The organism is Microbispora sp. NPDC046973 (assembly GCF_040644495.1).
Lineage (GTDB): Bacteria > Actinomycetota > Actinomycetes > Streptosporangiales > Streptosporangiaceae > Microbispora.
Window position 1 is genome coordinate 213,600 of sequence record NZ_JBEYWQ010000013.1, and the last position, 26,669, is coordinate 240,268.

23 protein-coding genes are annotated in these 26,669 nt (G+C 71.7%); 9 read left to right on the top strand and 14 right to left on the bottom strand.

Annotation, left to right across the window (positions count from 1 at the left end; translation table 11 throughout):
- Window positions 1-69 precede the first annotated feature (69 nt).
- From ABZ860_RS24220 to glgX, 3 genes are all read left to right on the top strand, one after another.
- Window positions 70-1,716 (top strand): isovaleryl-CoA dehydrogenase, encoded by a 1,647-nt coding sequence (locus ABZ860_RS24220; protein ID WP_357224042.1) that lies wholly within the window; start codon window positions 70-72, stop codon window positions 1,714-1,716.
- A 92-nt stretch (window positions 1,717-1,808) separates the two neighbouring features.
- Complete coding sequence (locus ABZ860_RS24225; protein WP_079314144.1) at window positions 1,809-2,237, top strand: OsmC family protein; 429 nt, start codon at window positions 1,809-1,811, stop codon at window positions 2,235-2,237.
- Between the two features lie 114 nt (window positions 2,238-2,351).
- Window positions 2,352-4,472, top strand: coding sequence for a glycogen debranching protein GlgX (glgX, locus tag ABZ860_RS24230; RefSeq protein ID WP_357224044.1), 2,121 nt, complete (start codon window positions 2,352-2,354; stop codon window positions 4,470-4,472).
- A gap of 37 nt (window positions 4,473-4,509) precedes the next feature.
- On the opposite strand, the gene ABZ860_RS24235 is transcribed toward glgX, so the two are convergent.
- Window positions 4,510-5,586, bottom strand: coding sequence for an ATP-dependent DNA ligase (locus tag ABZ860_RS24235; protein ID WP_357224106.1), 1,077 nt, complete (start codon window positions 5,584-5,586; stop codon window positions 4,510-4,512).
- 16 nt (window positions 5,587-5,602) lie between these two features.
- Window positions 5,603-6,340 carry a pyrimidine reductase family protein gene (locus ABZ860_RS24240; protein WP_357224047.1) on the bottom strand — a complete coding sequence of 246 codons (738 nt, stop codon included), beginning with the start codon at window positions 6,338-6,340 and terminating at the stop codon, window positions 5,603-5,605.
- A 233-nt stretch (window positions 6,341-6,573) separates the two neighbouring features.
- On the opposite strand from ABZ860_RS24240, the gene ABZ860_RS24245 reads away from it, so the two are divergent.
- On the top strand, window positions 6,574-7,440 hold the full coding sequence (locus tag ABZ860_RS24245; protein WP_357224050.1) for a tyrosinase family protein: 867 nt from the start codon (window positions 6,574-6,576) through the stop codon (window positions 7,438-7,440).
- Between the two features lie 123 nt (window positions 7,441-7,563).
- Here ABZ860_RS24245 and ABZ860_RS24250 read toward each other — a convergent pair whose 3' ends face one another.
- Both ABZ860_RS24250 and ligD read right to left on the bottom strand, forming a co-directional pair.
- A complete protein-coding gene (locus ABZ860_RS24250; protein ID WP_357224051.1) occupies window positions 7,564-7,854 on the bottom strand; it encodes a hypothetical protein in 291 nt (96 codons plus the stop codon).
- A gap of 493 nt (window positions 7,855-8,347) precedes the next feature.
- Window positions 8,348-9,343: a non-homologous end-joining DNA ligase gene (gene ligD, locus ABZ860_RS24255; protein WP_357224053.1), complete on the bottom strand. Its 996-nt coding sequence runs from the start codon at window positions 9,341-9,343 to the stop codon at window positions 8,348-8,350.
- Window positions 9,344-9,753: 410 nt separating this feature from the next.
- On the opposite strand from ligD, the gene msrB reads away from it, so the two are divergent.
- Window positions 9,754-10,155: a peptide-methionine (R)-S-oxide reductase MsrB gene (msrB, locus tag ABZ860_RS24260; RefSeq protein ID WP_357224055.1), complete on the top strand. Its 402-nt coding sequence runs from the start codon at window positions 9,754-9,756 to the stop codon at window positions 10,153-10,155.
- 3 nt (window positions 10,156-10,158) lie between these two features.
- On the opposite strand, the gene ABZ860_RS24265 is transcribed toward msrB, so the two are convergent.
- A complete protein-coding gene (locus tag ABZ860_RS24265; protein WP_357224057.1) occupies window positions 10,159-10,752 on the bottom strand; it encodes a hypothetical protein in 594 nt (197 codons plus the stop codon).
- Between the two features lie 94 nt (window positions 10,753-10,846).
- Between ABZ860_RS24265 and ABZ860_RS24270 the strand changes: the two genes are divergently transcribed.
- A complete protein-coding gene (locus ABZ860_RS24270; RefSeq protein WP_357224060.1) occupies window positions 10,847-11,014 on the top strand; it encodes a hypothetical protein in 168 nt (55 codons plus the stop codon).
- A gap of 287 nt (window positions 11,015-11,301) precedes the next feature.
- Here ABZ860_RS24270 and hemQ read toward each other — a convergent pair whose 3' ends face one another.
- The gene (gene hemQ / locus ABZ860_RS24275; RefSeq protein ID WP_357224063.1) at window positions 11,302-12,003 is read right to left on the bottom strand and encodes a hydrogen peroxide-dependent heme synthase; all 702 of its coding nucleotides are present in this window, start codon (window positions 12,001-12,003) and stop codon (window positions 11,302-11,304) included.
- Window positions 12,004-12,089: 86 nt separating this feature from the next.
- Complete coding sequence (gene hemG, locus ABZ860_RS24280; RefSeq protein WP_357224065.1) at window positions 12,090-13,520, bottom strand: protoporphyrinogen oxidase; 1,431 nt, start codon at window positions 13,518-13,520, stop codon at window positions 12,090-12,092.
- Window positions 13,521-13,797: 277 nt separating this feature from the next.
- Between hemG and ABZ860_RS24285 the strand changes: the two genes are divergently transcribed.
- Window positions 13,798-14,976 carry an ROK family transcriptional regulator gene (locus tag ABZ860_RS24285; RefSeq protein ID WP_357224068.1) on the top strand — a complete coding sequence of 393 codons (1,179 nt, stop codon included), beginning with the start codon at window positions 13,798-13,800 and terminating at the stop codon, window positions 14,974-14,976.
- A gap of 76 nt (window positions 14,977-15,052) precedes the next feature.
- Here the strand turns inward: ABZ860_RS24285 and ABZ860_RS24290 are convergent, their stop codons facing one another.
- Genes ABZ860_RS24290 through ABZ860_RS24320 form a run of 7 tightly spaced genes read right to left on the bottom strand, consistent with a single transcriptional unit; the run spans window position 15,053 to window position 21,642 of the window.
- A complete protein-coding gene (locus tag ABZ860_RS24290; protein ID WP_357224070.1) occupies window positions 15,053-16,378 on the bottom strand; it encodes a nucleotide pyrophosphatase/phosphodiesterase family protein in 1,326 nt (441 codons plus the stop codon).
- Complete coding sequence (gene eboE / locus ABZ860_RS24295; protein WP_357224073.1) at window positions 16,378-17,490, bottom strand: metabolite traffic protein EboE; 1,113 nt, start codon at window positions 17,488-17,490, stop codon at window positions 16,378-16,380. The genes ABZ860_RS24290 and eboE overlap by 1 nt, the downstream gene beginning before the upstream one ends.
- A gap of 2 nt (window positions 17,491-17,492) precedes the next feature.
- Entirely contained in the window at window positions 17,493-18,335 is an 843-nt protein-coding gene (locus tag ABZ860_RS24300) for a TatD family hydrolase (RefSeq protein ID WP_357224076.1), read from the bottom strand.
- Between the two features lie 5 nt (window positions 18,336-18,340).
- On the bottom strand, window positions 18,341-18,844 hold the full coding sequence (locus tag ABZ860_RS24305; protein ID WP_357224078.1) for an EboA domain-containing protein: 504 nt from the start codon (window positions 18,842-18,844) through the stop codon (window positions 18,341-18,343).
- Complete coding sequence (locus ABZ860_RS24310) at window positions 18,810-19,661, bottom strand: sugar phosphate isomerase/epimerase family protein (protein ID WP_357224080.1); 852 nt, start codon at window positions 19,659-19,661, stop codon at window positions 18,810-18,812. The genes ABZ860_RS24305 and ABZ860_RS24310 overlap by 35 nt, the downstream gene beginning before the upstream one ends.
- Window positions 19,658-20,503, bottom strand: coding sequence for an SCO3242 family prenyltransferase (locus ABZ860_RS24315; RefSeq protein WP_357224083.1), 846 nt, complete (start codon window positions 20,501-20,503; stop codon window positions 19,658-19,660). Before ABZ860_RS24315 ends, ABZ860_RS24310 begins: the two co-directional genes overlap by 4 nt.
- Window positions 20,500-21,642 (bottom strand): inositol-3-phosphate synthase, encoded by a 1,143-nt coding sequence (locus tag ABZ860_RS24320; RefSeq protein WP_357224086.1) that lies wholly within the window; start codon window positions 21,640-21,642, stop codon window positions 20,500-20,502. The genes ABZ860_RS24315 and ABZ860_RS24320 overlap by 4 nt, the downstream gene beginning before the upstream one ends.
- A gap of 426 nt (window positions 21,643-22,068) precedes the next feature.
- Between ABZ860_RS24320 and ABZ860_RS24325 the strand changes: the two genes are divergently transcribed.
- Complete coding sequence (locus tag ABZ860_RS24325) at window positions 22,069-23,208, top strand: sugar phosphate isomerase/epimerase family protein (RefSeq protein ID WP_357224088.1); 1,140 nt, start codon at window positions 22,069-22,071, stop codon at window positions 23,206-23,208.
- Between the two features lie 116 nt (window positions 23,209-23,324).
- Entirely contained in the window at window positions 23,325-26,636 is a 3,312-nt protein-coding gene (locus ABZ860_RS24330) for a PQQ-dependent sugar dehydrogenase (RefSeq protein WP_357224091.1), read from the top strand.
- The last annotated feature ends 33 nt before the right edge of the window (window positions 26,637-26,669 follow it).

Here is a 26,669-nt window from a genome sequence, read left to right on the forward strand (position 1 = left end):
CTTCGCCCGGTGTTTGTCGCGGCCGCCCGAGATGTTGAGATGGAGTCCCGGCATCGTGGACGTCCCGGTATGGACGAGTCCCGGCATCGACCACAGGAGGACCCAGTGACCCACGACGTGACCAACCAGGTGCCCCCGCTGACCGGCCACGACGTCGCGGCCGACCAGGCGCTGCTGGAGGGGCTCGTCAGGGAGGGGGCGGACTGGGCGACCGGGGAGCTGCGCCAGCTCGGCCTGCTGGCCGGTTCGGCGAAGGCGCAGGAGTGGGGGCGGCTGGCCAACGAGCACCCGCCCGTCCTGCGGACCCACGACCGGTACGGCAACAGGATCGACGAGGTCGAGTTCCACCCGGCCTGGCACGAGCTCATGACGGTCGCGGTCGAGAGCGGCGCGCACGCCGCGCCCTGGACCTCGGCCCGGCCGGGTGCGCACGTCGCCAGGGCCGCCAAGTTCTTCACATGGTCCCAGGTCGAGGCCGGGCACGGCTGCCCGATCTCCATGACGTACGCCGCCGTGGCCGCGCTGCGGCACTCGCCGTCGCTGCGGGCGGAGTGGGAGCCGCTGCTGGCCTCCCGCACGTACGACTTCGGGCTGCGCCCTCCGCAGGACAAGCGCGGCGTGCTGGCCGGAATGGCCATGACCGAGAAGCAGGGCGGCTCCGACGTGCGGGCCAACACCACCAGGGCGGAGCCGCTGGGCGACGGGAGCTTCGCCCTGACCGGCCACAAGTGGTTCAACTCCGCCCCGATGTGCGACGTGTTCCTGGTGCTGGCGCAGGCTCCGGGCGGGCTGTCGTGCTTCCTGCTCCCCCGCGTGCTGCCCGACGGCACCCGCAACGCGGTGCGCCTGATGCGGCTGAAGGACAAGCTCGGCAACCGGTCGAACGCCTCGGCCGAGGTCGAGTACGAGGGCGCCGTCGCCTATCTCGTCGGCGAGGAGGGCCGGGGAGTCCGGACGATCATCGAGATGGTGAACATGACCAGGCTCGACTGCGTGATCGGCTCGGCCGCCGGCATGCGGTACGGCCTGACGCAGGCGCTCCACCACGCCCGCCACCGCGAGGCTTTCGGGCGGACGCTGGCCGAGCAGCCGCTGATGCGCGCGGTCCTCGCCGATCTGGCCCTGGAGTCGGAGGCGGCGACCACGCTCATGATGCGCCTGGCCGGGGCGACCGACCGGGCCATCGGGGGCGACGCGGCCGAGGGCCTGTTCCGCCGGGCCGCCCTCGCCGCCGGCAAATACTGGGTGTGCAAGCGGGCGCCGGTGCACGCGGCCGAGGCGCTGGAGTGCCTCGGCGGCAACGGGTACGTCGAGGAGTCGCAGATGCCCCGGCTGTTCCGGGAGTCGCCGCTGAACGGCATCTGGGAGGGCTCGGGCAACGTGGCCGCCCTCGACTTGATGCGCGTGATGGCCAAGGAGCCGGAGGCGGTCGAGGCGTTCTTCGCCGAGGTGGCGCTGGCCCAGGACAGGCGGGTCGCCGACGCGGCCGAGCAGGCGCTGAAGAGGCTCGCCTCGGCGGGAGAGGCCGACGCGCGCCGGGTGGCCGAGGAGATGACGCTGGTCCTGCAGGCGTCCCTGCTCGTACGGCACGCCCCCGCCGCGGTGGCCGACGCGTTCTGCGCGTCGCGCCTGTCCGGCGACTGGGGGCGCGCCTTCGGCACGCTGCCGTCCGGCCTCGACCTGGAGGCGATCCTGGAGCGCGCGGCGCCGGCGTGAGCCGCCCCGCCATGCCGGTGAGCCCATCGCGTCGGCGGCGGCGTTAAGGTCGCTGCTGACGGATTAAGACTCGCTAGTGAAGGGAAGTCGCCATGGCGACCACTCGTACCGCGACGACGCAGTGGAAGGGCGCGCTGCTCGACGGTTCGGGCACCGTTTCGCTCGACTCCTCCGGGGTCGGCACCTTCGACGTCTCCTGGCCCTCTCGGGCTGAGGAGGCCAACGGCAAGACGAGCCCGGAGGAGCTGATCGCCGCCGCCCACTCCTCGTGCTTCTCGATGGCCCTGTCCAACGGCCTGGCCAAGGCCGGCACGCCGCCGCAGTCGCTGGAGACCCGGGCGGACGTGACCTTCCAACCGGGTGAGGGCATCACCGGCATCGTGATCTCCGTCCGCGGGCAGGTGCCCGGCATCTCGGCCGAGGACTTCCAGCAGGCCGCCGAGACGGCGAAGGCGAACTGCCCGGTGAGCAAGGCGCTCGCCGGAACGACGATCACCCTGAACGCCGAACTCGTCGGCTGAGCACCAGCGGGAGCCCCCGCCGGACCCGGTCCGGCGGGGGCTCCCGCGTTCCCGTTCGGAAGTAGGGGTCCTCGCGGGTGCACGATTCGCCCGGGCAGTGGAGAATGAGGTTACATGCGCGAGGTTTGGCCTGGAGAGCCCTACCCGCTCGGCGCCACCTGGGATGGTGTGGGCACCAACTTCTCGGTGTTCTCAGAGGTGGCCGAGCGGGTCGAGCTGTGCCTGTACGACGACAGAGGCGGAGAGACCCGCGTCGACCTGCCCGAGGTCGACGGGTTCGTCTGGCACGGCTACGTGCCGGGGATCATGCCCGGCCAGCGGTACGGCTTCCGCGTCCACGGGCCCTACCGGCCCGACCACGGGCACCGGTGCAACCCGTCCAAGCTGCTGCTCGACCCCTACGCCAAGGCGATCGAGGGCTCGGTGCGGTGGAACGAGTCGCTGTTCTCCTACCACTTCGCCGACCCCGCGCGGCTCAACACCGAGGACTCCGCGCCGTACATGCCGAAGAACGTGGTCGTGAACCCGTTCTTCGAGTGGGGCAACGACCGGCCGCCGCGCACGCCCTACCACGAGACGGTGATCTACGAGGCGCACGTTCGGGGCCTGACCATGCGCCATCCCGCCGTCCCCGAGGCGCAGCGGGGCACCTACGCGGGGCTCGCGCACCCGGCGGTCATCGACCACCTCCAGTCGATCGGCGTGACGGCGGTCGAGCTCATGCCCGTCCACCAGTTCGTGCCGGAGCACTTCCTGGTCGCCCGGGGGCTGACCAACTACTGGGGCTACAACACGATCGCCTACATGGCGCCGCACAACGCGTACGCCAGCTCCGGGCAGCGCGGCGAGCAGGTCCAGGAGTTCAAGGCGATGGTGCGCGCCCTGCACGAGGCGGGCATCGAGGTGATCCTCGACGTCGTCTACAACCACACCGCCGAGGGCGACCACATGGGCCCCACGCTGGGCTTCCGCGGCATCGACAACGTCGCCTACTACCGCCTGCGCGAGGAGGACCGCCGCTACTACCTCGACTACACCGGGTGCGGCAACTCGCTGAACGTCCGCTCGCCCCACGCGCTTCAGCTGATCATGGATTCGCTGCGCTACTGGGTGCTCGACATGCACGTGGACGGCTTCCGCTTCGACCTCGCCGCCGCGCTGGCCCGGGAGCTGCACGACGTCGACCGGCTGAGCGCGTTCTTCGACCTCATCCAGCAGGATCCGGTGATCTCGCAGGTCAAGCTGATCGCCGAGCCGTGGGACGTCGGCCCCGGCGGCTACCAGGTCGGCAACTTCCCGCCGTTGTGGACCGAGTGGAACGGCAAATACCGCGACTCCGTACGGGACTTCTGGCGCGGGGCCTCCCAGACGCTGCCCGAGTTCGCCTCGCGCCTGGCCGGGTCGAGCGACCTGTACGCCACCAGCGGCCGCCGCCCGGTCGCCTCGATCAACTTCGTGACCGCCCACGACGGGTTCACCCTCACCGATCTCGTGTCGTACGACCACAAGCACAACGAGGCCAACGGCGAGGGCAACCGCGACGGCACGGACGACAACCGCTCCTGGAACTGCGGCGCCGAGGGCCCGGTGGAGGATCCCGCCATCGTACGGCTGCGCCGGCGGCAGCGGCGCAACCTCCTCACCACGCTGTTCGTGTCCCAGGGCGTGCCGATGCTGCTGGCGGGCGACGAGTTCGGCCGCACCCAGCACGGCAACAACAACGCCTACTGCCAGGACAACGAGATCTCCTGGATCGACTGGTCGCTGGTCCGGCAGGAGGGCGACCTGCTCGAGTTCGTCCGCCGCCTGGCCGCGTTACGGCGGGCGCATCCCGTCTTCCGCCGGCGCCGGTTCTTCCAGGGCCGCACGGTCGGGGACGGCAGCAGGGACGTCATCTGGCTCACGCCGTCCGGCACCGAGATGACCGACGCTGACTGGCACACGGGCTACGCGAAGTCGCTGGCGGTGTACGTCAACGGCGAAGCGATCAGCGAGCCCGGCCCGCGCGGTGAACGGATCAGGGACGAGACGTTCCTGCTGCTGATCAACGCGCACCACGAGAACCTGACGTTCGCCCTGCCCGGCCCGGAGCTGGGGGCCGCCTGGCGTCCCGTCCTCGACACCGCCGACGAGGACGTCCGCGACGACCCGTACGCCGAGGAGACCCTGCCCCCCGGGGCCAAGGTCTGCCTGGCCGACCGGTCCATGCGGGTCCTGATCTGCGGCGGCGGCTGACGAAGGCCGGGCGAGCCGCGGCTGACGGCCCGGCCGGTCAGCGGGCGAGGATCTTGTCGAGGTCGTAGCTCACCGGGCGTTCGAGCTGTTCGTAGGTGCAGGACGCGGGGGTGCGGTCCGGGCGCCAGCGGCGGAACTGCGCGGTGTGCCGGAACCGGTCGCCCTCCATGTGGTCGTAGGCCACCTCGATCACCCGTTCCGGCCGCAGCGGGATGAACGACAGGTCCTTCTTGGCGTTCCACCGCGACACCGCGCCGGGCAGGCGCTGGCCCTCGGCGCCGCCCGCCGCGACCTCGGCCCAGTGTCCCCACGGATGCTCGCTCAGATCCTCCACCCGGTAGGGCGCGAGCTCCTCGACGAGCTCCTCGCGCCGCTTCATCGGGAACGACGCCGCGACGCCGACGTGGTGCAGGCGGCCGTCCGGCGAGTAGAGCCCGAGCAGCAGCGAGCCGACGATCGGCCCCGACTTGTGCTCGCGGTAGCCCGCCACCACGCAGTCGGCCGTCCGCTCGTGCTTGACCTTGAACATCACGCGCTTGTCCGGCGTGTAGGGCTGGTCGCCCGGCTTGACGACGATGCCGTCGAGACCGGCGCCCTCGAACGCGTCGAACCACTCGGCGGCCCGGCTCTCGTCCTGGGTGACCGGCGTGAGCCGCACGGACCGGCCCGTGCCCGCCAGCGCCTCCTCCAGCCGGGCCCTCCGCTCCGAGAACGGCGCCTCCATGAGGTCCTCCGTCGCGGTGGCGAGCAGGTCGAAGGCGACGAAGGACGCGGGCGTGTTCTCCGCCAGCAGCCGCACCCGGGACTGCGCGGGATGGATGCGCTGCTGCAGCGCGTCGAAGTCGAGCGACTGCCCCCTGATCAGCACGATCTCGCCGTCCACGACGCACTTGGGCGGCAGCTCCCGCCTGACGGCCTCGACCAGCTCGGGGAAGTAGCGCGTGAAGGGCCGCTCGTTCCTGCTGCCCAGGAACACCTCGTCGCCGTCGCGGAAGACGATGCAGCGGAAGCCGTCCCACTTCGGCTCGTAGTAGAGCGTGCCGTCCTGCTTCGGCAGCCCCTTGACGGCCTTGGCGAGCATCGGCGCGACCGGCGGCACGACCGGCAGATCCAGGTCGGGGATCTCCGGCTCAACCGGAAGCTTCATCCTGCGCCTCCCTGATGTAGCGGCAGAAGAGGAAGCCGTCCTCTTCGAGCACCTGGGCGAGGGTCAGCGGCGTGTGCGATGCGACGCCGTCCAGTATGCGCGCCGCGTCGCCGCCGATCAGCAGCGGGCTCACGGTCAGCGCCAGCTCGTCGACCAGGCCGGCGGCGGCCAGCTGCGCGTTCACCCGGGGGCCGCCCTCGCACAGGACGCGGCCGAGCCCCCGGTCGCGCAGCTCGCCCACGGCCCTCGCGAGATCGACCCGCTCGTCGCCCGCGACGATCAGGTCGGCCCGCGCGGCCGCCTCGTCGCGGCGGTCCTTCGGCGCCGACTCCGTGGTGATCACGATCGTCCGGGCGTACGGCTCCGCCTCGGTGAACAGCGTGCTGCCGAGGTCGAGGTCGAGGCGGCGGGTGACGACGGCGATGGGCGGCGCCGGGGGCCTGCCCTCCCGCAGCGCCCGCCACGACTCGCGCGGGCGGGCCGGGCGGTATCCCTCCGTGCGGACGGTGGCGGCGCCGGCCAGCACCACGTCGGCCAGGCCGCGCAGCAGTCCGAAGATCCGCTTGTCGGCCCGGCCGGACAGGCCCTCCGAATGGCCCTCGGCCCAGGCCGCGCCGTCGGCGCTGGCCACCATGTTGAGGCGCAGCCAGTGGTCGCGCGGGTAGGCGTAGGCGGCGGGGATGTCCGGCTCGTCCTCGGCGTAGGGGTGGATGCGGCGCACGCTTCCTACAGTGGCACACCACACCGACAACACCGCCGCGACGCCCCCGGGACGCCTCCAGGACGCCCCAGGACGCCTCCTCCGCCGCTCGCCTCCCGTCTTGCCCGCCGCCCACGGCCCGTCCGTCTCACGGCCGACACGGCGCCAAATGCAGCGTCCCTGCGGCTTCGCCGTTCTAATCTTTCCGCCGGTCGGAACAGGCCACGGAATCCGGTGACACGGGGGGCGGACAGATGCGCGGACCGAGCAGACGGGAGATGCTGGCGTCGGCGGTGTGGGGCACGGCGGCGATCGCGTTCGGGGCGCGCGGGACGGCGGCGCACGCGGAACCGGCCCGGCCCCCGGCCCGCCGGCGGGTCGGCGACATGAGCACGGCGCAGTGGGAGGCGTTCGCCCGCGCGGTGCGCGCGCTCAAGGCGCGGGGGACCTACGACGCGCTGGTCAAGACGTACGCGGACGACTTCGCGGCCACCCACGCCAACGGCTTCTTCCTGCCGTGGCAGCGCAGATATCTCCTGCACTTCGAGCGGGAGCTCCGGCGCGTCGATCCGGCCGTGTCCGTGCCGTACTGGGACTGGCCTCTCGACGGCCGGGCGCCGGAGCGCTCGACGGTGCTGTCGAAGGCGTATTTCGGCGGAAACGGCAGCGCGAAGCACGATCAGGCCGTGCTCGACGGCGCGTTCGCCGGATGGACCGCCACAATCCCGCGGATCCATCCGCTCCGGCGTTCCTACGCCGACGGCGGGAAGATCCCTCCATGGGCCTCGCCCGATCTCATCGCGAACATGCTGAAAAATCCGGACTTTCAGGTGTTCAACATGCAGCTGGAAATCCACATCGGCGCGGTGCAGATGGGCATCGGAGGGGATCTGGCCCAGCCCGTCGCCCCGAACGACCCCCTGTACTGGGTCGTCGCCTGCTTCGGCGACCTGCTGTGGCACATGTGGCGCTCGCGCCATCCCGAATCCCCGGTGCGGTCGGCGTACGGGGACGTCACCGAGGACAGCCGCCTGCCCCGCTACCGGGATCCGGTCGCGGCCGTCCTGGACATCGAGAAGCTGGGCTACCGCTACGACGCCGGGTGGCCGCGTACGCGCTGAGGTGCCATGTGGCCCCGCCCTCCGGAGAGGGCGGGGCCACGAGCGGCTCGGCCGGTTCCGGGGCGGGCCGGCGGCGTCGCCGCAAGGCGCGTGCCTCGCTCGTGCGAAGGACGCGGTCCCGTGTCAGGCCCGGGACGTCGTCGTGGCGCGGGCCCTGCCGGTCGTCTGGGTGACGGTCTCCCTCTCCCGCTCCTGCCTCTCCTGCTGGCGAGCGGACCTGGACAGGTCCTCCAGCTCGTGCGCGGTCTCCTCGAACTCCTGCGCGGCCTCCCGGCTCATCCTGCTCACGATCCTGCGGCCGCGGACGGCCATGTCCTCGTACACCTCGCCGGCCTTGGCGAGGGCGTACGGGCCGACGCCCGCGAGGGCGCAGAACGGCTTGGACATCGTGATCCTCTTGACGGGTGTCGTCACTTGGTCACTCTCCATACATATCGGTCTAGCGGCGGCTTCCAGCTGTTCCACTCAGGGGAAAACGGCCGGGCGTCGGGAAGGCGGCGTGCCGAGGGCTTCCATCCCGGACCTGATGGTGTCGGCGGCCTGCGCCGGGCTGATGTCCGCAGCCCTGGAGGCCTTCTGCAGATCCGTCCAGGTGATGTGGCCGGGATTCCCGTGGTCGTCGTCAGGCTCGCCGCAGCCGCGGCTCAGGCACATCCGGATGTCTCCCCCCGCTCGGTCTTTCTTGTGCACAACGGCCTCGCCCTCGGCAGCGGTACGAGGGCGAGGCTCTTCGGGTGTTCCAGGTTCGTCCGTGCGCGGTCTTGCCCGGGGACGAGCGCCCGCTCCCCCGTCGGCGAGCGCTCGCCAGGACCATCCCCGCAGCCGTCTCCAGGGACACCGGGCGAGAATGCAAGAGCCGATCAAGAGCAGAGACAGGCGGACAAAAACGTCGCCCGGCGAGTCACGCTCAGCTGGACGGCCTCGCCTTGCTGGGCTGGACGCGCCTCGGCTCGCCGGGCATCTTCGGGTAGTTCGGCGGGTACGGCATGTCGCCCCGGTCGTCGGCGTCGTACCACTCCAGCAGCGTGCCGATGTCGTAGGCCCGGTCGTCGATCGCCCGCTGCACGTCGCCCAGCGCGGCGAACCGCTCCGGCATCGTCGTGATGTCGAAGTCGCGCGGGTCGCAGTCGGCCAGCTCCTCCCACGTCACCGGGGCGGAGACCCGGGCGTCGGGCCGCGCGCGGACCGAGTAGGCGGCCACCACCGTGCGGTCGCGGGCGTTCTGGTTGTAGTCGATGAAGACCTTCTCCCCCCGCTCCTCCTTCCACCAGGCGCTCGTCGCGAGGTCCGAGCGCCGCTCGACCTCGCGGGCGAAGGCGATCGCGGCGTACCGCACCTCGGTGAAGGTCCAGCGGGGCTCGATGCGCACGTTCACGTGGATGCCGCGGCTGCCCGAGGTCTTGGGGAAGCCCGTCATGCCCAGCTCGTCGAGGATCTCCTTGGCCGTGAAGGCCACCGTACGGGCCTGCTCGAAGGAGGTGCCGGGCTGCGGGTCGATGTCGATGCGCAGTTCGTCGGGGTGGTCGAGGTCGGCGCGGCGGGCGTGCCACGGGTGGAAGTCGATCGTGCCGAGGTTGGCGCACCACGCGACGGCCGCCACCTCGGTCGGGCAGAACGCGTCGGCCGTGCGCCCGCTGGGGAAGCGCACGGTGACGGTCTCGATCCAGTCGGGATGGCGGGGCATCCGCTTCTGGTAGATCGCCTCGGTGCCGACGCCGTCGGGGTGCCGCTTGAGGTAGGTGGGCCGCTCCCGCAGGGCGCGCAGCACGCCGTCCCCCACGCTCACGTAGTACTCCACCAGGTCGCGCTTGGTGGCGCCGATCTCCGGGAAGTAGACCTTGTCCGGATTGGTGACCTTGACCGTGCGGTCACCCACCTCTATCTCGATGTACGGCGAAGCCATGGAGGTGACCCTACCCGGATGAGGGGGTCCGTCCCGGGCTGCCGACGGCGGCCGGACCGGGCGCTCCCACGGCCGCGCCCTCTCGGCGCAGGCACGTGGTCGCGTACGGCGCGCTCGCGTTCGGACGGCGCCGCACGCGACGGGACGGACCACGACGGCCGCCCGTGGGCGGCCTCCTCTCACCGTCCGGCGGCGTCCAGCACGGGTCGGGTGCTTCGCCGCCCTGACGGCGGTGCGGGTGACCGCCCCCGCGCGGGTGACGGCGATCAACCCCCTCGTCAGTGAAGACGCCGGAAGACCCGGGAAAGGATGCTCCGACCCGCGAACACGTGCCGGGAAGATCCTGGGCGCCCGTGGAGTTCCTCAGTTCGTAATCCCCGCGAGGGGCCGCCGAAGGCAGGGTGGTGAGCATGGAGAAGGTCATCAAGAGCGACGCCGAGTGGCGCGCGCAGCTTTCCCCCGAGGAGTACCGGGTCCTCCGGCAGGCGGGGACCGAGCGCCCGTTCAGCGGCGAGTACGTCGACACCAAGACCGTCGGCGTCTACTCCTGCCGCGCCTGCGGGGCGGAGCTGTTCCGGTCGGAGGCCAAGTTCGAGTCGCACTGCGGCTGGCCGTCGTTCTACGAGCCGTCCGAGTCGGACACCGTGACCCTGCACGAGGACGACTCGCTCGGCATGCGCCGGGTGGAGGTCCGCTGCGCCCGCTGCGACTCGCACCTCGGGCACGTGTTCCACGGCGAGGGCTACCCCACGCCGACCGACGACCGCTACTGCATCAACTCCGTCTGCCTGACCCTGCAGCCGGCCGGGTGACGCCTATTTGGGCTTGGGATAGGTGACCCGGCAGTCGTCGTCGTCCGGGCCGAGGACGTTGGCGAGGACGGGATTGCCGTTCTCGCCGAACCTGGACTGGACGAACACCACGGGGTTGGCCTCCCCCCGCTCGGCCAGGTACTCCAGGCCGCGCTTGCACAGCGTGATCGCGGCCTTGGAGTTGTCGGCGTTCTCCGGCAGGTTCGTGTAGATGCGCAGGTAGCCGCCCTCGGTGCGGATGTCCTTGACCCGCTTGGCGGTCTTGTCCTTCCACCTGCCGCGGAAGTAGGCCTCCGCCTTGGTGTCGGTGTACTTCGACGGTCCCGACGCCTTCTCCTCTGCGGCCTTCTTGTCCCGCTTGCCGGGCGCCTTCTTGCCGGTGTCGACGCTGGCGACGGTCAGCTCGCCGGCCGGGGAGGTCTTCGGCGTGGGCGCGGCGACCACGTGCCCGGGCGCCGCGTCGGAACGCGACAGCGGCCAGGCGATCGCGACGGCTCCGACGGCGAAGGCGGCCACCCCCAGGGACACCTCGACGACGTGCGAACGGGCCCGCCTCTTGCGGCGGCGCCCCCTGGAACGTGCCAGCCCGGTTGCCACTCTGCCTCACATAGACGTCGATCCTTCGTCACAGTATGGCAAAGGCTTCGAGCCGCCAAGACCGTTTCCGACACTTCGCGCAAGATCCGCCGAAATGTCCCTTGCGTCCTTCACCCCCGGCGCGACCCGTCCGCCTCCTCACGGCCCCGCCCGGCCGGGCCTCTCCCGGGCCGGGGACGACCCCGGGGCACTGAGCGGCATGGCCGCCGCCTCCGCGTACGGCGGGACGGAGACCGCGATCGACGCGTTCACCCGGGCGTGAGCCGTCGAGTCCCCCGGCAGCGGAATTCCGTACCGAAATAGGCGCGAGGAAATGACGGCGTCAATGCGAATCGGCGGCCCAGGAGAAAACCACAGGGAGACACGTCTGAGGACGGGCCCAAGACGTGGCTGATGGCGGCCATAAGCCGCCGCTATGAGCGGACCGGAAGCTCGCCGCCGATCCGGGCTTTCAACTCTTCGAAGCGCCGAGCCGCCGCATCCGGCGGCCAGCGACGAACCGAACGAACCCCCGGCCCCTGGCCGGGGCGCCGGCCCGGCTGACGATGGCTAGGGCAGGGCGGCGACGAGTTCGCTGATCGGCTTGCGGGTGCCGGTGTAGAAGGGGATCTCGATCCTGGTGTGCCGCCTCGCCTCGGCTCCGCGCAGGTGGCGCATCAGGTCGACGATGCGGTGCAGCTCGTCGGCTTCGAAGGCCAGCATCCACTCGTAGTCGTTGAGCGCGAAGCAGGCGACGGTGTTGGACCGCACGTCGGGGTACTCGCGCGCCATCTTGCCGTGCTCGGCGAGCATGCTGCGCCGCTCGGAGTCCTCCAGCAGGTACCACTCCAGGGACCGTACGAAGGGGTAGACGCAGACGAAGCCCCTGGGCTCCTCCTCCGCGAGGAAGGCCGGGATGTGGGACTTGTTGAACTCCGCCGGGCGGTGCAGGGCCATGGCCGACCAGACCGGCTCGCTCGCGCGCCCGAGGGCGGTGCGGCGGAAGCGGGTGTAGGTCTCCTGCAGGTCCTCGGGCGAGGGGGCGTGCCACCAGAACATGAAGTCGGCGTCGGCGCGGAACCCGGCCACGTCGTAGCAGCCTCGGGTCGTCACGTCCTTGCCCGCCGCCTGCGCGAGCAGTTCCTCGACCTCGTCGGCCACGCCCTCGCGGGCGGCGGGAAGCTGGTCGCGCAGCCGGAAGACCGACCACATCGTGTAGCGGATGACCAGGTTGAGATCGCGTGCTCTGGGCCGCGGGGCAGGCTCCGTCATGCCTCCATTCTGCCGGTAGGGGGCGGTGGTCCGGCCGCCGGGTGCCGCGGGTCAGGCACGTCGGCGGCAGGCGGCCACGCGGCCTCTCAGGCTTGCGCGGCCGGTGTCTCCGGTGTCTCCCGCAGGTGCTCCAGGACGAGCGTGGCGGCGGTGCGGGCGGTCGCCACGCAGGCCGGGATGCCGACGCCCTCGTAGGCGGCGCCGCAGACGGCGAGGCCGGGCTGCCCGGCGATCGCGGCGCGCACGCGGGCGACCCGGTCGAGGTGGCCCACGTCGTACTGCGGGAGCGCGCCGCCCCAGCGGGTCACCCGGGTGTCCAGCGGCAGGCCGCGCACGCCCATGATCTCGGCCATCTCGTTCATCGCGAGGGCCGTCAGCTCGGCGTCGTCGCGCTGGAGCACGAGTTCCTCGCCCAGACGGCCGACCGAGCACCGTACGATCATGACGTTGCGGTCGGCCTCGGCCAGGTGGGGCCATTTGACGCTGCTGAACGTCGCGGCCTTGACCGGCCTGCCCTCGACCGGCGGCACCAGGTAGCCGCTGCCCTCCGGCGGCGCGGGGAACGCCGACCTGGGATAGGCGAGGGTGACGATCGCCATGCTGGCGTACTCGATGCCGGACAGCTCGGCCGCGGCCTTCGGCACCTCGCGCCGGAGCAGGCGGGAGGCGGGCCGCGCGGGGACCGCCAGGATGACGGCGTCGGCGTCGATCACCTCCTCGTCCCTGGTGGGACCGGTGACCAGCCGCCAGCCGTCCGGCGTCCTGATCAGGTCGCGCACGGTGACGCCGGTGCGGATCTGCGCGCCGGATTCCTTGGCCACCGCGGCGGGCAGCGCGCCCATGCCGTTCCTGAGCGTGGTGAAGACCGGCCCGGCGTCCGCGGGGGCCTGCGCGGTCATGCTCCTCGCCGCCTGCAGCAGCGACCGCTCGGTGCGGGCGACGGCGGCGATCCCGGGCATGGTCGCCTCCAGCGACAGCATGTCGGCCCGGCCCGCGTACACGCCGCCGAGCAGCGGCTCGACCAGCCGGTCGACGACCTCGCTCCCCATCCGGGCCCGGACGTACGCCGCCACGGAGACGTCACCGGTCACGAGCGTGGGCGGCAGGAACTGGTCGAGGGGCACCCGGGCGAGACCGGCCGGCGACAGGATGCCCGAGCGCGCGAGGGCGACCACGTCCGAGGGGACGCCCATGACCTGCTGGCGGGGCAGCGGGCGCAGCGACCCGCGCGACAGGACGGAGGCCCGGGTCGTGCCGGGGTCCACCAGGTCGTCTCCGAGGCCGGCCAGCCGGGCCAGCTCCTTGCCCTCGGGCCGCCGCGCCAGCATCGACTCGGCGCCCGCGTCGACCTCGATCCCCGCCACCTGCGAGGCGTACAGCTTGCCGCCGGCTCTCGGCGCCGCCTCCAGCACTGTGACCCGCAGGCCGGCGTCGGCCCGGTTCAGGTGCAGCGCCGCGGCCAGACCCGCGATGCCCCCGCCGACGACGACCACATGACGACCCGCAATCCCGTCCATGGGGGAAAAGCTACCGGCCCGTACGCCCGGGTCCCGCACCGGCGCGGGGCGTGTCCGCCGCGAAGCGGGAACCTCTTCGCCACCGAGCGAGCACGGATCGTCACGTTTCGGAACACCGCCCGACAAAGCCAACCGGAACGCAAGATTCTCAGAAACTTTTCACCCATAGGGTAAAAAGTAAGGGTTGGCTGTAATAAAGTTGTTGTAGTCAGAGCAGAAGTAGAGTCACTTCTGGCACGCACCCCGATTCCCCGACCCGAAGAGCGGCGTGAAGCGAATGACGGCTCGCCCCGAGAACCCGCACCAGGCGCGGATTCTGCGCCTCCTGCGTCAGGACGGCGCGCGTTCACGCGCCGAACTCGGCGAGGTGGCCCGTCTGTCACCGTCGAAGCTCGCACTCGAGCTCGACCGGCTCACCAAGCTGAACCTCCTCGAATCCGGCGGGCTCGCGGCCTCGCGGGGCGGCCGGCGGTCGGGCATCGTACGGGTCGCCTCACACCTGCGTTTCGTCGGCATCGACATCGGCGCCACCTCCATCGACGTCGGGGTGACCAACGGCGAGCTGGAGGTGCTCGGCCATCTGTCGAAGCCGGCCGACGTGCGGGACGGTCCCGAGGCGGTGCTGGAGCAGGCCCTCGAACTCGTCGGCAAGCTGCGGACCGGCGAGACGACCGAGATCCACGGTGTGGGAATCGGAGTCCCCGGCCCGGTGAGCTTCCTCGACAGGACGCCGGTCTCGCCCCCGATCATGCCGGGCTGGGACCGGTTCCCCGTGCGGGAGACGCTGGGCCGCGAGTTCGGCTGCCCGGTGCTCGTGGACAACGACGTGAACATCATGGCACTCGGCGAGCTGCACGCGGGCCTCGCCAGGGCCGTCGACGACTTCCTGCTCGTGAAGATCGGCACCGGCGTCGGCTGCGGCATCGTGGTCGACGGGGAGATCTACCGCGGGGTGACCGGCAGCGCCGGCGACATCGGCCACATCAGGGTGTCCGACGACGGCCCGCTGTGCACGTGCGGCAACACCGGCTGCCTCGAGGCGTACTTCGGCGGCGCGGCGCTGGCCCGCGACGCCCGGGCCGCCGCGGAGTCGGGCGACTCCCCCTTCCTCGCGGAACGGCTCGCGCAGGAGGGCACGCTGAGCGCGGAGGACGTCGCCGCGGCGGCGGCCTCGGGTGACGCCGCCGCCGTACGGATGATCCGCGAGGGCGGCCGGCACGTGGGCATGGTGCTGGCGTCGCTCGTGAGCTTCTTCAACCCCGGCCTGGTGATCATCGGAGGCGGGGTGGCGGGCCTGGGCCACGCGCTGCTCGCGGAGATCCGCAGCGTCGTCTACCAGCGCTCGCTGCCGCTGGCGACCGGCAACCTGCCCATCGTCTTGTCCGAGCTCGGCGACACGGCCGGGATCATCGGGGCGACCCGCCTGATCAGCGACCACGTCTTCTCCGTCGAGTGAGCACGCGGCCTCGCGGCCCTCTCGGAACGCCGGACGGCCGCCGCCCCCGAGGGGGACGGCGGCCGTTCTCGGCGGCTCAGCCCTTCAGCAGCTGCGTGAGCAGGCCCTTGACCTCGGTCGCGGCGTAGGCGTCCTTGTCGAAGGGACCGAGCAGCACCGGCCCGTCCGCCGCCGCGTCGGGCAGGCGGCCGTGGCTGCCGCGCACCGGCTCCGGGTCGAGCGGCACCACCGACATCATGTAGCGCATGCCCAGCTTCTTGCGGGCCAGCGCCGTGCCGGCGCGCAGCTTCACGAGCGGGTCGTTGGGGTCCATGAACAGCTCCGCCGGGTCGTACCCGGGCTTGCGGTGGATCTCCACGAGCTTCGCGAAGTCGGGCGCCCGGTCGTCGGACAGCCAGTAGTAGTAGGTGAACCAGGCGTCCGGCTCCGCCACGGCGACGAGGTCCCCGGCGCGTTCGTGGTCGAGGCCGTACTTCGCCTTGCCCTCCTGGCCCAGCACCTCGTCCACGCCCGGCAGTTCGGCCACGACGTCCCGTGCGCGGGGCAGGGCGGCGGCGTCGTTCACGTAGACGTGGGCGACCTGGTGGTCGGCGACCGCGAAGGCCCGTGAGGCCCAGGGGTCGAGATACTCCATGCCGTCCTGGGTGTAGACCTCCAGCAGGCCGGCCCGGCGCAGCGCGCGGTTGACGTCGACCGCGCGCGAGGCGTTGGTGATGCCGTACTCGGACAGCACGACGACGGTGGCGTCCTCCCGCAGCAGCGGCGCGAGCGCGGCGTCGACCTCCCGCGCAGCCGCGACGGCCTGGGGCGCGTCGGGCCCGAAGCGCTGCAGGTCGTAGTCGAGGTGCGGGATGTAGACCATGAGCAGGTCGGGCCGCTCCTTGGCGAGGATCCGGCGGGCGGCCGCGATGATCCACTTGGACGAGGCGATGCCCGCCGTCGGCCCCCAGTAGGTGAACAGCGGGAACTCGCCCAGCTCGGCCACCAGGTCGTCGTGCAGCGACGGCGGCCTGGTGTAGCAGTCGGGCTCCTTGCGCCCGTCGGCGTAGTAGATCGGGCGCGGGGTGACGATGAAGTCGCTGGAGCCGCCCATGGCGTACCACCAGCAGACGTTGGCCGTGCGGATCCCCGGCACCGCGTCCCACAGCTGCTCGCCCTGGATCAGCCGGTTGTGCTGCCGCCACAGGAAGATCTCGCCGAGGTCCCGGAAGTACCAGCCGTTGCCGACGATGCCGTGGTCGCGCGGCATCGATCCGGTCAGCAGGGTCGCCTGCACCGAGCAGGTCACGGCGGGCAGCACGGGCCGCAGCGACGCGGCGGCACCGACCTTGGACACGTTCGGCATGTGCGCCAGCAGGCGCGGGGTCAGGCCGACGACGTTCACGACGACGACGGGCGCCATCAGATCTCCTTAAGTCCGAGGGCGGCGAGGCGCCGCCGAGTCCAGTCGAGCTCGGCCGCGATGCCCTCGGCGACGTCCACCGGGCCGGGCAGGACGCTCCAGGTGTAGGTCTCGACCTCGAGGTGCCGAGTGAGCGGCGCGTCCGGGGAGGCCATGAGGCGCTCCAGCAGGTCCTCCAGGTACGGCGTGGTCGTGGTGAGCGGCGGCGGGGGCGCGGCGTGCAGCGGCATGTGGAAGTGCGTGCGCCACGGCAGGTCCGCCGGGAGCCCGCCCGCCAGCGCCTCCGGCAGGTCGTCGGCGTATCCGGCCGCGCAGCGTGTCTGATGGAGGTACCGCTCCTCCTCGTACGCCGCCAGCGCCCGCTGGCCGCCCGGCGGCGCCTCGACGGCGGAGGAGACCTGGAGCTTGACGATCGGCAGCCCGAGACCGGCCGCGTCGGCGGCCTCCTCGAAGCCGACGGCCAGGTGGCAGGCGTCCAGGCAGACGCCGAGGTGCGCGGGGTCGGTGCCGCCCAGCAGCTCGACCGCCTGGGGGGTGGTCTCCACGATGCAGCCCGGCTCGGGCTCGAACCCGACGCGGATCGTCTTGCCGGTGCGCTCCGCCAGCTCCCGCAGGCCCCGGGTGAGCGCGTCCAGGTTGGCGGCGACGGCCGCGGCCTTGTCCGGCGTCCATCCGGTGCGCCAGGCCAGGGGCAGCGTCGAGATCGAGCCCTCGGTCACGTCGTCCGGCAGCAGGGCGGTGAGGATCTCGGCCAGGTCGAGGGTGTAGGCGAGCCGCTGCGGCTCCGCCCAGTCGGGCCGGTACACCCGGAGCTTCACGACCTGGTCGTGGAAGCCCTGGTAGGGGAAGCCGTTGAGGGTGACGACCTCCAGCCCCAGCTCGTCCAGCCGGGCCCGCAGCCGCGCCAGTTCGCCGGGGTCGGCCCGCAGCGCCCGCGCCGCGCCCGACGACAGCCACAGCCCGAGGCCGAGCACCGGCGCGCCGGCCAGCGCCCGCACCCGGGCGGCGACGCCGGACAGTTGCCCGTGGATCCCGGCGAGGTCCTCGGCGGGGTGGACGTTGGTGCAGTAGGCCAGGTGGACGACGGACCCGGAGGGATGCAGCAGGCGCATGGTCAGCGCGTCCCGCGCAGGATCGTGTTGCCCTCGTAGTCGCCGCCGGACTCGACGTCGTCCAGGACCAGGCGCCCGCTTTGACCGTAGAACGCCACGGGGTTGCGCCACAGCACCCGGTCCACGTCGTCGTCGGTGAACCCGGCGGCCAGCATGGCCTCGCCGACCTCGCGGGTCTTCAGCACGTCGCTGCGCCCCCAGTCGGCGGCGGAGTTCACGATCATCCGCTCGGTGCCGTACTCCTTGAGGATCGCGACCATGCGGTCCGGGTCCATCTTGGTGTCGGGGTAGATCGAAAAACCCATCCAGCAGCCGGCCTCGTGGACCATGCCGACGGTCAGCTCGTTGAGGTGGTCGACGAGTACCTTCCCCGGATCGATCCCCTTGACCACGTCGAGCGTGCGCCGGGTGCCCGCCGCCTTGTCGCGGTGCGGCGTGTGCACGAGCACCGGCAGGCCGTGCTCCTCGGCCAGCGCGAGCTGGGCCTCGAAGACGCGCTCCTCCTCCTGCGTCATGGAGTCGTAGCCCGTCTCGCCGACCGCGACCACCGAGTCCTTCAGCAGGTAGCGGGGCAGCTCGTCGAGCACGCCCAGGCACCGCGGGTCGTTGGCCTCCTTGGGGTTGAGCGCGAGCGTGCAGTGGTGGCGGATGCCGTACTGCGCGGCCCGGTAGGGCTCCCAGCCCAGCAGGGCGTCGAAGTAGTCCAGGAAGCTGCCGACGTTCGTGCGCGGCTGGCCGAGCCAGAAGGCGGGCTCCACGACGGCGCGGACCCCGGCGGCGTACATGCGCTCGTAGTCGTCCGTCGTGCGGGACGTCATGTGGACGTGGGGGTCGAAGATCCTCATCGGAATCAGAGCCTCTCGAGAACGTCGGGGGGAACGGGACGCCCGGCAGCGCGGCGCTCGGCGGCGAAGTCCGCGAGCATGCGCCGCAGCTCCTCGTCGAACCGCCGGTCGAGGCCCTCGACCGACGTGAGCGGGACGGACATGAAGACGCACTTGAGCACGCCCTGCCGGAAGGCGTGGTCGTCCAGCCAGGTCGAGCCGTACGGGCCGAGCGCGGCGGCGACCAGCCGGGTGTCGTTGGCCCGCAGGGCGTCGTGGACGAGCGGGAGAGCGGCCGGACCGAGGTCGAGCTGCGGAAGCGACTCCAGGATCTCCAGCCGCTCCCCCGCGTCGCCCTGCCAGTAAAGCTTCGTGACGGCCGCCGCCGGGTCCGGCGAGGCCTTTGTGAGCGTTCTCAACAGCTCGGCGCGGGCGCCGGGGCCGCCCTCCCGCGCGGCCCGCGGGAACAGCGCGTAGACGGTCTCCGGGTCGCGCTCAACGTCGGCTACGGCGCGCGCCAGCCAGGTCATGTGCCCTCCTCAGGAATTCGATCGACCTTCGCGCCACGTCCGGCGCCGCATGGCTGTGCCTGGCCAGCTCGACGGCGACCAGCCCGCCGAAGCCGTCGAGCGCGGCGAGCACGGGCGGGAAGTCGATCTCACCCTCGCCGAACTCGAGATGCTCGTGGACGCCCCGCCGCATGTCCTCGATCTGCACGTGCACGAGGTGCGGCAGCGCCCGCTCGACGCACTCGGGCACGTCGTACGGCTCCAGGCAGCGGCAGTGCCCGACGTCGAGCGTGAGGCCGAACCTCGGGTGCCCGCCGAGCAGGCCGCGCAGCCGTTCGTATCCGGCCAGGTCCGCCACGAGCATCCCCGGCTCGGGCTCGAACCCGAGCGTGACGCCCACCGCGTCGGCCTCGGCGAGCAGGCGCTCGCACAGCCGTACGAGCCGGTTCCACGCCTCGCCCTCGGACACCTGGGGCGGCCGGATGCCGCTCCACAGGTGCACCACGGGGGCGCCGAGGTCGGCCGCGATCCGCATGGCCTGGCACAGGAAGCGCACCCGCACCTCGGCCTCGTCGTGGAGCAGGGTCGGGAAGTGCTTGCGCCGGGCGTCGAGCGTGTACCTGCCGCCCGTCTCGACGGCGAGGGCCAGGCCGAGCCGTCCCGCCAGCGCCGCGATCCGCCCGACCTCCGCCGGGGAGGCCCCGGGCATGAGGTGCCCGTGGTCGAGTGTGACCGCCGCGCCGGTGTAGCCGAGGTCGGCGAGCACCTCCAGCGTCTGGTCGAGCGGATGGTCGCGGAAGCCGTTGGTGCAGTAGGCCCAGTTCATAGGCACGCTCACGACGTGGCCACCTTCGCCGACAGCCACCGGCCGGCCGGCAGCGCGGCCAGCAGCGCCGCCGCCTGGGCGAGCCTGCCCCGCCCGGCCACCGCGGCCGCCTGCAGCGGGATCAGGCCGAGGATGCTCATCCGCACCGCCTGCCGCACCTGCTCGGGGTCGGGGTCGGCGCGCAGCGCCGCCTGGGCCCTTCCGGCGGTGGCGAGGTAGCCGGCGATCATCGCGGCGGCGCCCAGCCGCCCGGCGGTATCGCCGCCCCGGCAGGCGACGGCGGCCAGCGCCGCCGACGCGCCGGTCGCGGCCAGCGCCTGGGTGACGGTCGCGGGGGTGGCGCCGTCGACCTCGGCCCGGCCGAGCAGGGTGATCCCGTAGGTGTGGGCGCCGACGGCCAGCGCCATGGGGGCCGCCGCCCGCGTGCGCGGGCCCGCCCCGAGCAGGACGTCGAGCGCGCGGCAGGCCGCCATCGCGGCCGGGCCGGCCACCGTGTGCTTGAGGCGCAGGTCGTAGGCCCAGGCGGCGCCGGCGAGCAGGCCCGCGAGCGCGAACCCGCGCCGTCCGCCGAAGACCGCGGCGGTGGCCACCCCGGCGCCGGTCAGCGCGGCGGCGAGGCCGAGCGCCCCTCCCGGGCTGATCCGGCCGGAGGGAATGGGCCGTTCCGGCCGCTCCTTCGCGTCGAGCTCCCGGTCCGACCAGTCGTTGAGCGCCATTCCGGCCCAGTAGAGCAGCACCGACGCGGCGGCGAGGCCGGGCGTGGCCGATCGCCCGGCCGCCGCCGCGCCGGCGAGCGTGTCACCGGGAACCGACAGCGCGGCGGGCGCGCGGACCAGCTCCAGCCAGGCCCTCACGACTGCCCCTCGGAAAGCACCCGAGCGAAGTCCACCAGCCGGGCGTATTGGGTGGGCAGGTCGTGCCCGGCGCCGCCCAGCGGGTCCTTGAAGAAGTAGCCGAGCTCGGGCAGCACGCCGCTGTACCCGGCCTCGTGGGCCCGCGCGACGAGCCGCACGAGGTCGAGGACGAGCGGGGCGGCCAGCGCCGAGTCGCAGCCCTGCCAGGTGAACTGCATGGTCATCCGGACCCCGAGGAACCCCTCGAACGTGATGTGGTCCCAGGCGGTCTTCCACTCGCCGAGGTCGGCCACGTAGTCGATGTGCGTCAGGCCCTCGACGTCCTCGCCGACGATCGCGGGCACGGCCCGCGCCTTGCTCGCCGACTTGCTCGCCCGCGCGGCCGGGTCGGCCAGCGTGGCGCCGTCGCCGCCGCCGAGGAGGTTGAGCCCCGACCACGAGCGGACCCGCAGCGCGCGTCCGGCGAACATCGGCGCGAGCGCGCTCTTGACCAGCGTCTCCCCGGTCTTGCCGTCGCGTCCCGCGTACGGCAGGCCGCCCCGCCGCGCCAGCTCGTCCAGGGCGGGCGGCGTCGGGCCGGCGGACGGGGTGAACGCGACGTAGCCGCAGCCGGCCGTGAAGGCCGCGTAGGCGTACAGGGAGCTGGCGGGCAGCACGTCCTGGCCGGACGCGAGCGCCTCCTCCAGGCCGGCGAGCGTGGCGTACGGCACCTCGGCGGGAGGCTCGGTCGACGACACGTCCACCACGACGACGCGGGACAGGCCGTGCCGCTCCCGGAAGTCCGCGATGTCGCCGGCCAGCCGCCGCGCGGCCTCCGCCTGGCTCTCCTCGCCGGGGACGTAGCCGTGCCTGATCTCGGCCTCCGCGGCGTCGAGGTCCGCGGCGAGCAGGGTCGTCAGGACGGGAGGGAGCACGCCCGCCTGGGCGAGCAGCTCGGCCCTCTTGCGCAGCGGGATGGCGACCACGTCGTGACCGCCGAACACCAGGTCGCCCAGGGGGGTGAAGTCCCCCGGGAAGCCCGCGGTCTCGATGACGCAGCCGGTGGGCGGGGCCGCTCCCGCGCGAACCGCTGCCGCCCCGACCACCGCCGTGGTCGCGACGGACCCCCGGGCGCCGACCAGCCAGACACCGATGGGCACTGTAACTCTCCCGTCAACTCGGGTATGAAGGATGACCCCGGAACATTCGGATAGTAAGAGGGATCTTTCGTCACTGACAAGAAAAAGTTTCCTGGGAGCTACATAAAGTTCACCTACCTGCGCTGGAACGATGAATCCGGCTCCCGGGCCACCGGGCCACCGGCCCGACGACACAGACGGTCGCGCTCGCGGCTGCCCCTCCAAGTCTGCAGACTTCCTCGGACTTTGTCCTCTCGCGGTACAAAGTTCAAAAGATCATGGAAAAACTTCTTCCCCGTCAGGTAAAAGTCGCGTAACTTGCTCGCCAAGTGCTCCCGCACAGTCACGAGGGGTCGGAGTGAGGTCCGCTCCCGCAGGAGTCACCAGCGGCTCGGCCGCGTCATCCGGGGGATCAAGGTTCTTCACGCAGATGGAGTTGGCAAGACGATGAGTGCGTACGAAGAAGAGATGGAGACGGCCGGCAACCTCGGACGCAGGCTGGGGCTCAACCGCCGCCAGTTCCTCGCGGCCACGACCGGCATGGCGGCGGTGGCCGCGGTGGCGGCGGCCGGTCCGCTGAAGTCGGCCGCGCGCGCGGCGACCGCGGGCAACGGCGTGCTGGTGCCGCCCGGCAAGCGGGGCATCATTCTGTACACGGTCCGCGACGCCATCTCCCGCGACCCGCTGTCGAGCACCCTCCCGTCCGGTTTCCGCGCCGTGCTGCAGGAGCTCAGCCGCATCGGCTACAAGCAGGTGGAGTTCGCCGGCTACGGCCAGCACCGCAACGCCGAGGGCGGCGCCAGCCTGGAGAGCGTCGAGGGCGCCCGGCTGCTGCGCACCTGGCTGGACGACAACGGCCTGGAGGCCGAGGGCAACCACGGCTTCATTCCCGGCTCCTGGCCGCTGAGCCAGGCCGACCTCGACCGCTTCAAGCTCCACCTGGAGATCGCCAACATCCTCGGCATGGGCCACGTGGGCACCGGCAGCGACCCGACCGGCAGCGCCTACAAGGCCGACTGGGACGTGGCCGCCGAGAAGTGGAACACGCTGGGCGAGCTCGCCACCGCCGCGGGCCTCAAGCTGTACACGCACAACCACGACGTGGCCTACAGCTTCCTGCTCGACAGCGGCCCGCTCGACGCGCAGGGCCGGCCCACCCGCTCCTCCGGCATCCGCCGCCTCGAGTACTTCCTCCAGCAGACCGACCCCGAGAAGGTCTGGCTGGAGATGGACATCTTCTGGGCGCACGTGGCCCAGTACAAGTACAAGACCTACACCGCGCCCGACGGCTCCACCCAGACGCAGGTCTTCAACCCGCTCGGCGTCGTGCAGGCCCAGACGATGCGGTTCCCGCTGTTCCACGCGAAGGACGGCAAGATCAACACCGGGACCTCCAACGGCTACGACATGGTCCCGTTCGGCACCGGCGACATCGACTACAAGAGCTTCTTCTCGGAGATGGGCGCCAAGGGCTACCACAACCCGATGTACGAGCAGGACAACGCCCCCGGCGGCACCGCCAACCCGGCGCAGTCGCTGCAGTACGCGGAGCTGAGCTACAGCAACATCGCCAAGCTCCGCGGCTGAGGCCTCGGCCAGTCCTCTGACTCTATGGCGGACCGCCACGCGTTCGATCCGTTCCACCGGCACGCGGCGGCCCGCCTTTCCCTGCCACCCCCCGTGAAAGAAGAGGCGCAGCAGATTTGAAGCGTACTCGCATACTGGTCGGCGGTCTCGCCGCCGCGTTGACGCTCCCGTTCACGGCGGCGCTCACCGCCGCTCCGGCCCAGGCGCACGACGACGCGCTGCACTGGGAGAACTACGAGAAGGTCACCCTCACCAAGGACGTCGGCGAGCCGATCGACATGGCGATCCTGCCGGACAGCCGGGTGCTGCACACCGCCCGCAACGGCGACATCCGGATGACCGACCCCGCCACCGGCGTCACCAAGGTCGTCAACACGATCGACGTCTACAACAACTCCGAAGACGGCCTGCAGACGATCGGCCTCGACCCCGACTTCGCGAACAACAAGTGGGTCTACGTCTACTACGCCCCCAGGAAGATGACCGGGCCGTACCCGGAGACGACTCCGGCCGGGTCGGCGCCCAACTCCCTGCCCGCGGGCGCCGACGAGTCGTACTGGAACCAGTGGAAGGGCTACAACCAGCTCTCCCGGTTCAAGTGGACCGGCGACAAGCTCGACCTGTCCACCGAGCAGGTCATCATCAAGGTCGAGACCAACCGCGGGCAGTGCTGCCACGTCGCGGGCGACTTCGACTGGGACGACGAGGGCAACCTCTACCTCGCCACCGGTGACAACACCCCGGCCAGCACGCCCGGCGCCAACGGCATGGCGCCCAACAACGACGCCCCCGGCATGAACCCCGGCTTCGACGACCGCCGCGGCGCGGGCAGCACCAACGACCTGCGCGGCAAGATCCTGCGGATCAAGGTGCAGGAGGACGGCTCCTACACCGTTCCGGACGGCAACCTGTTCCCGAAGGGCACCGCCAAGACCAGGCCCGAGATCTTCGTGATGGGCGTGCGGAACCCCTTCCGCATGGACGTCGACGGGAAGACCGGCACCCTGTCGTGGGGCGACTACGGACCGGACGCCGGCGCCCCCGACCCCAACCGCGGCCCGATGGGCTACGTCGAGTGGAACGTCACCCCGCTGAACAAGCCGATGAACGGCGGCTGGCCGTACTGCACCGGCGACAACTTCAACTACAACCACTGGGACTACGCGAACTCCAAGCCGCGTGAGTTCTTCGACTGCGCGGGGGGCCCGACCAACAACTCCGTGTGGAACACCGGACTGGAGAAGCTGCCCCCGGCGACCCCGGCCGACCTGTACTACGGCGACCGCGCGAGCGACCAGCCGGCCGAGTGGTCCGGGCTGACCGAGTTCGACCCGGTGCAGAACGGTCAGGCCCCGATGGGCGGCCCCGTCTACCACTACGACGCGGACAACCCCTCGACGACGAAGTTCCCGGCGTACTGGGACAACAAGTTCTTCTTCGGCGAGTTCTCCCAGGACTACCTGGCGGCGTTCACCGTGTCCGGCGCCGACGGCCCGGTGACGAAGATCGAGCAGCTCCTGCCGAACGCCGAGCTGACCAAGATGGCGATGCCCATCACGGACAACCCGATGGACCTCGAGTTCGGCCCCGACGGGGCGCTGTACGTGCTCGAGTACGGCGACGGCTTCTTCCGCGCCAACCCCGACTCGGGCCTCTACCGCATCGACTACTCGCCCGGCAACAAGGCCCCGCAGGCGAAGATCACCGTCGACAGGACGTCGGGCAGCAACGCGCCGCTCACCGTCCAGTTCAGCGGCGCCAAGTCCACCGACGCCGAGGCGGGCGACCTCACCTACGAGTGGGACTTCGACGGCAACGGCTCCTTCGACGCGAAGGGCGTGACGGCGAGCCACACCTACGACAAGCTCGGGCAGTACACCGCCCGGCTCCGCGTCACCGACGCGGGCGGCAGGTTCGGCCTCGCCACGGTCGAGATCACCGTCGGCAACACCGCGCCCACGGTCAGCGTCGAGACCCCCGGCGACGGCGGCTTCATCGACTGGGGCAACGCGGTTCCGTTCAAGGTCAAGGTGACCGACCAGGAGGACGGCGACAATCCGACCTGCAGCAGGGTCGCGTGGACCTTCGGCCTCGGCCATGACACGCACGCCCACCCGATCACCACGGGCACCGGCTGCACCGTGACCTGGGCGACCCCGGCCGACGCGCCCGAGCACGGCGTGACCGAGAACATCTTCGGCGTCGTCGTGGTCAGCTACCGCGACAACGGCGCCAACGGCATCCCCGGCGCGAGCAGCGACGCGACGCTGATCCTCAACCCGAAGCTCATGCAGGCCGAGCACGGGGACGACAGCAAGGGCGTCACCAAGACCCAGGACGAGACGGCGTCCGGCCTCAACAAGGTCACCTCGTTCGACGCCGGCGACTACATCGGCTACGACCCGGTGAACCTCAGCGGCATCACGTCGGTGAAGACCACGGCCACCGGCGCGGGCACCCTGTCGCTGCGCTGGAACTCGCCGACCGCGACCCCGTTCGCGACGGTCGCGATCCCGGCCGGCTCCGGCTGGCAGACGGTGACCACCGACCTGAAGAACGCCCCCACGGGCAGCGGCAAGCTGTACGTCACCTCGACCGGCGGCGTGGAGGTGGACGCGTTCACCTTCGTGGGCGACGGCGTGGCCGACAAGACCCCGCCGACCGTGACGGCCACCCTCAACCCGGCCCAGCCGAACGGGGAGAACGGCTGGTACACCGGCAACGTGACGATGACGGTCACCGCGACCGACAACGGCACGGTGTCGAGCCGGCAGTACTCGATCAACGGCGGCGCCACCTGGCTGAGCGCCAACAACGCGGTGACGTTCAGCACCGAGGGCGCCACCGAGGTCCGCTACCGCGCCACCGACAGCGGCGGCAACGTCGGGCAGGGCACCGTCAGCGTGAAGATCGACAAGACCGCGCCCGTGCTGACCCTCAGCGGCGTCGAGTCCGGCGACCACGGCGACTCCACCTCGATCACGCCCGTCTTCTCCGCCACGGACGCCACGTCCGGGGTGGCGAGCGTGACCGCGGCCATCGGCGACCTGCAGGTCAAGTCGGGCGAGGCGCTCCCCCTGTGGAAGCTGCCGCTCGGTGAGAACGAGCTGGTCGTGACCGCCAATGACAAGGCCGGGCACGTGACGAAGAAGACGGCGGCCTTCACCGTCACGACCTCCTTCGAGGACGTGAAGGCCCTGCTCACCGCCTTCCGGAGCGCCGGCACGGTGACCGAGGACGGCGACGTCCTCATCGCTCAGCTCGACCAGGCGGCCAAGCAGGCCGGCATGGGCAAGAAGGACAACGCGATCCAGGCCCTGGAGCGGTTCACCGGCTTCGCCGGCGAGGCCAAGCGGGTGACCGACAAGGCCGTGAGCGACGCGCTCATCCGCGACGCCAAGGCGCTGATCGAGCAGCTGCGCGGCTAGCAACGACGTCCCGTGGGTCCGGCCCGGCCCGGC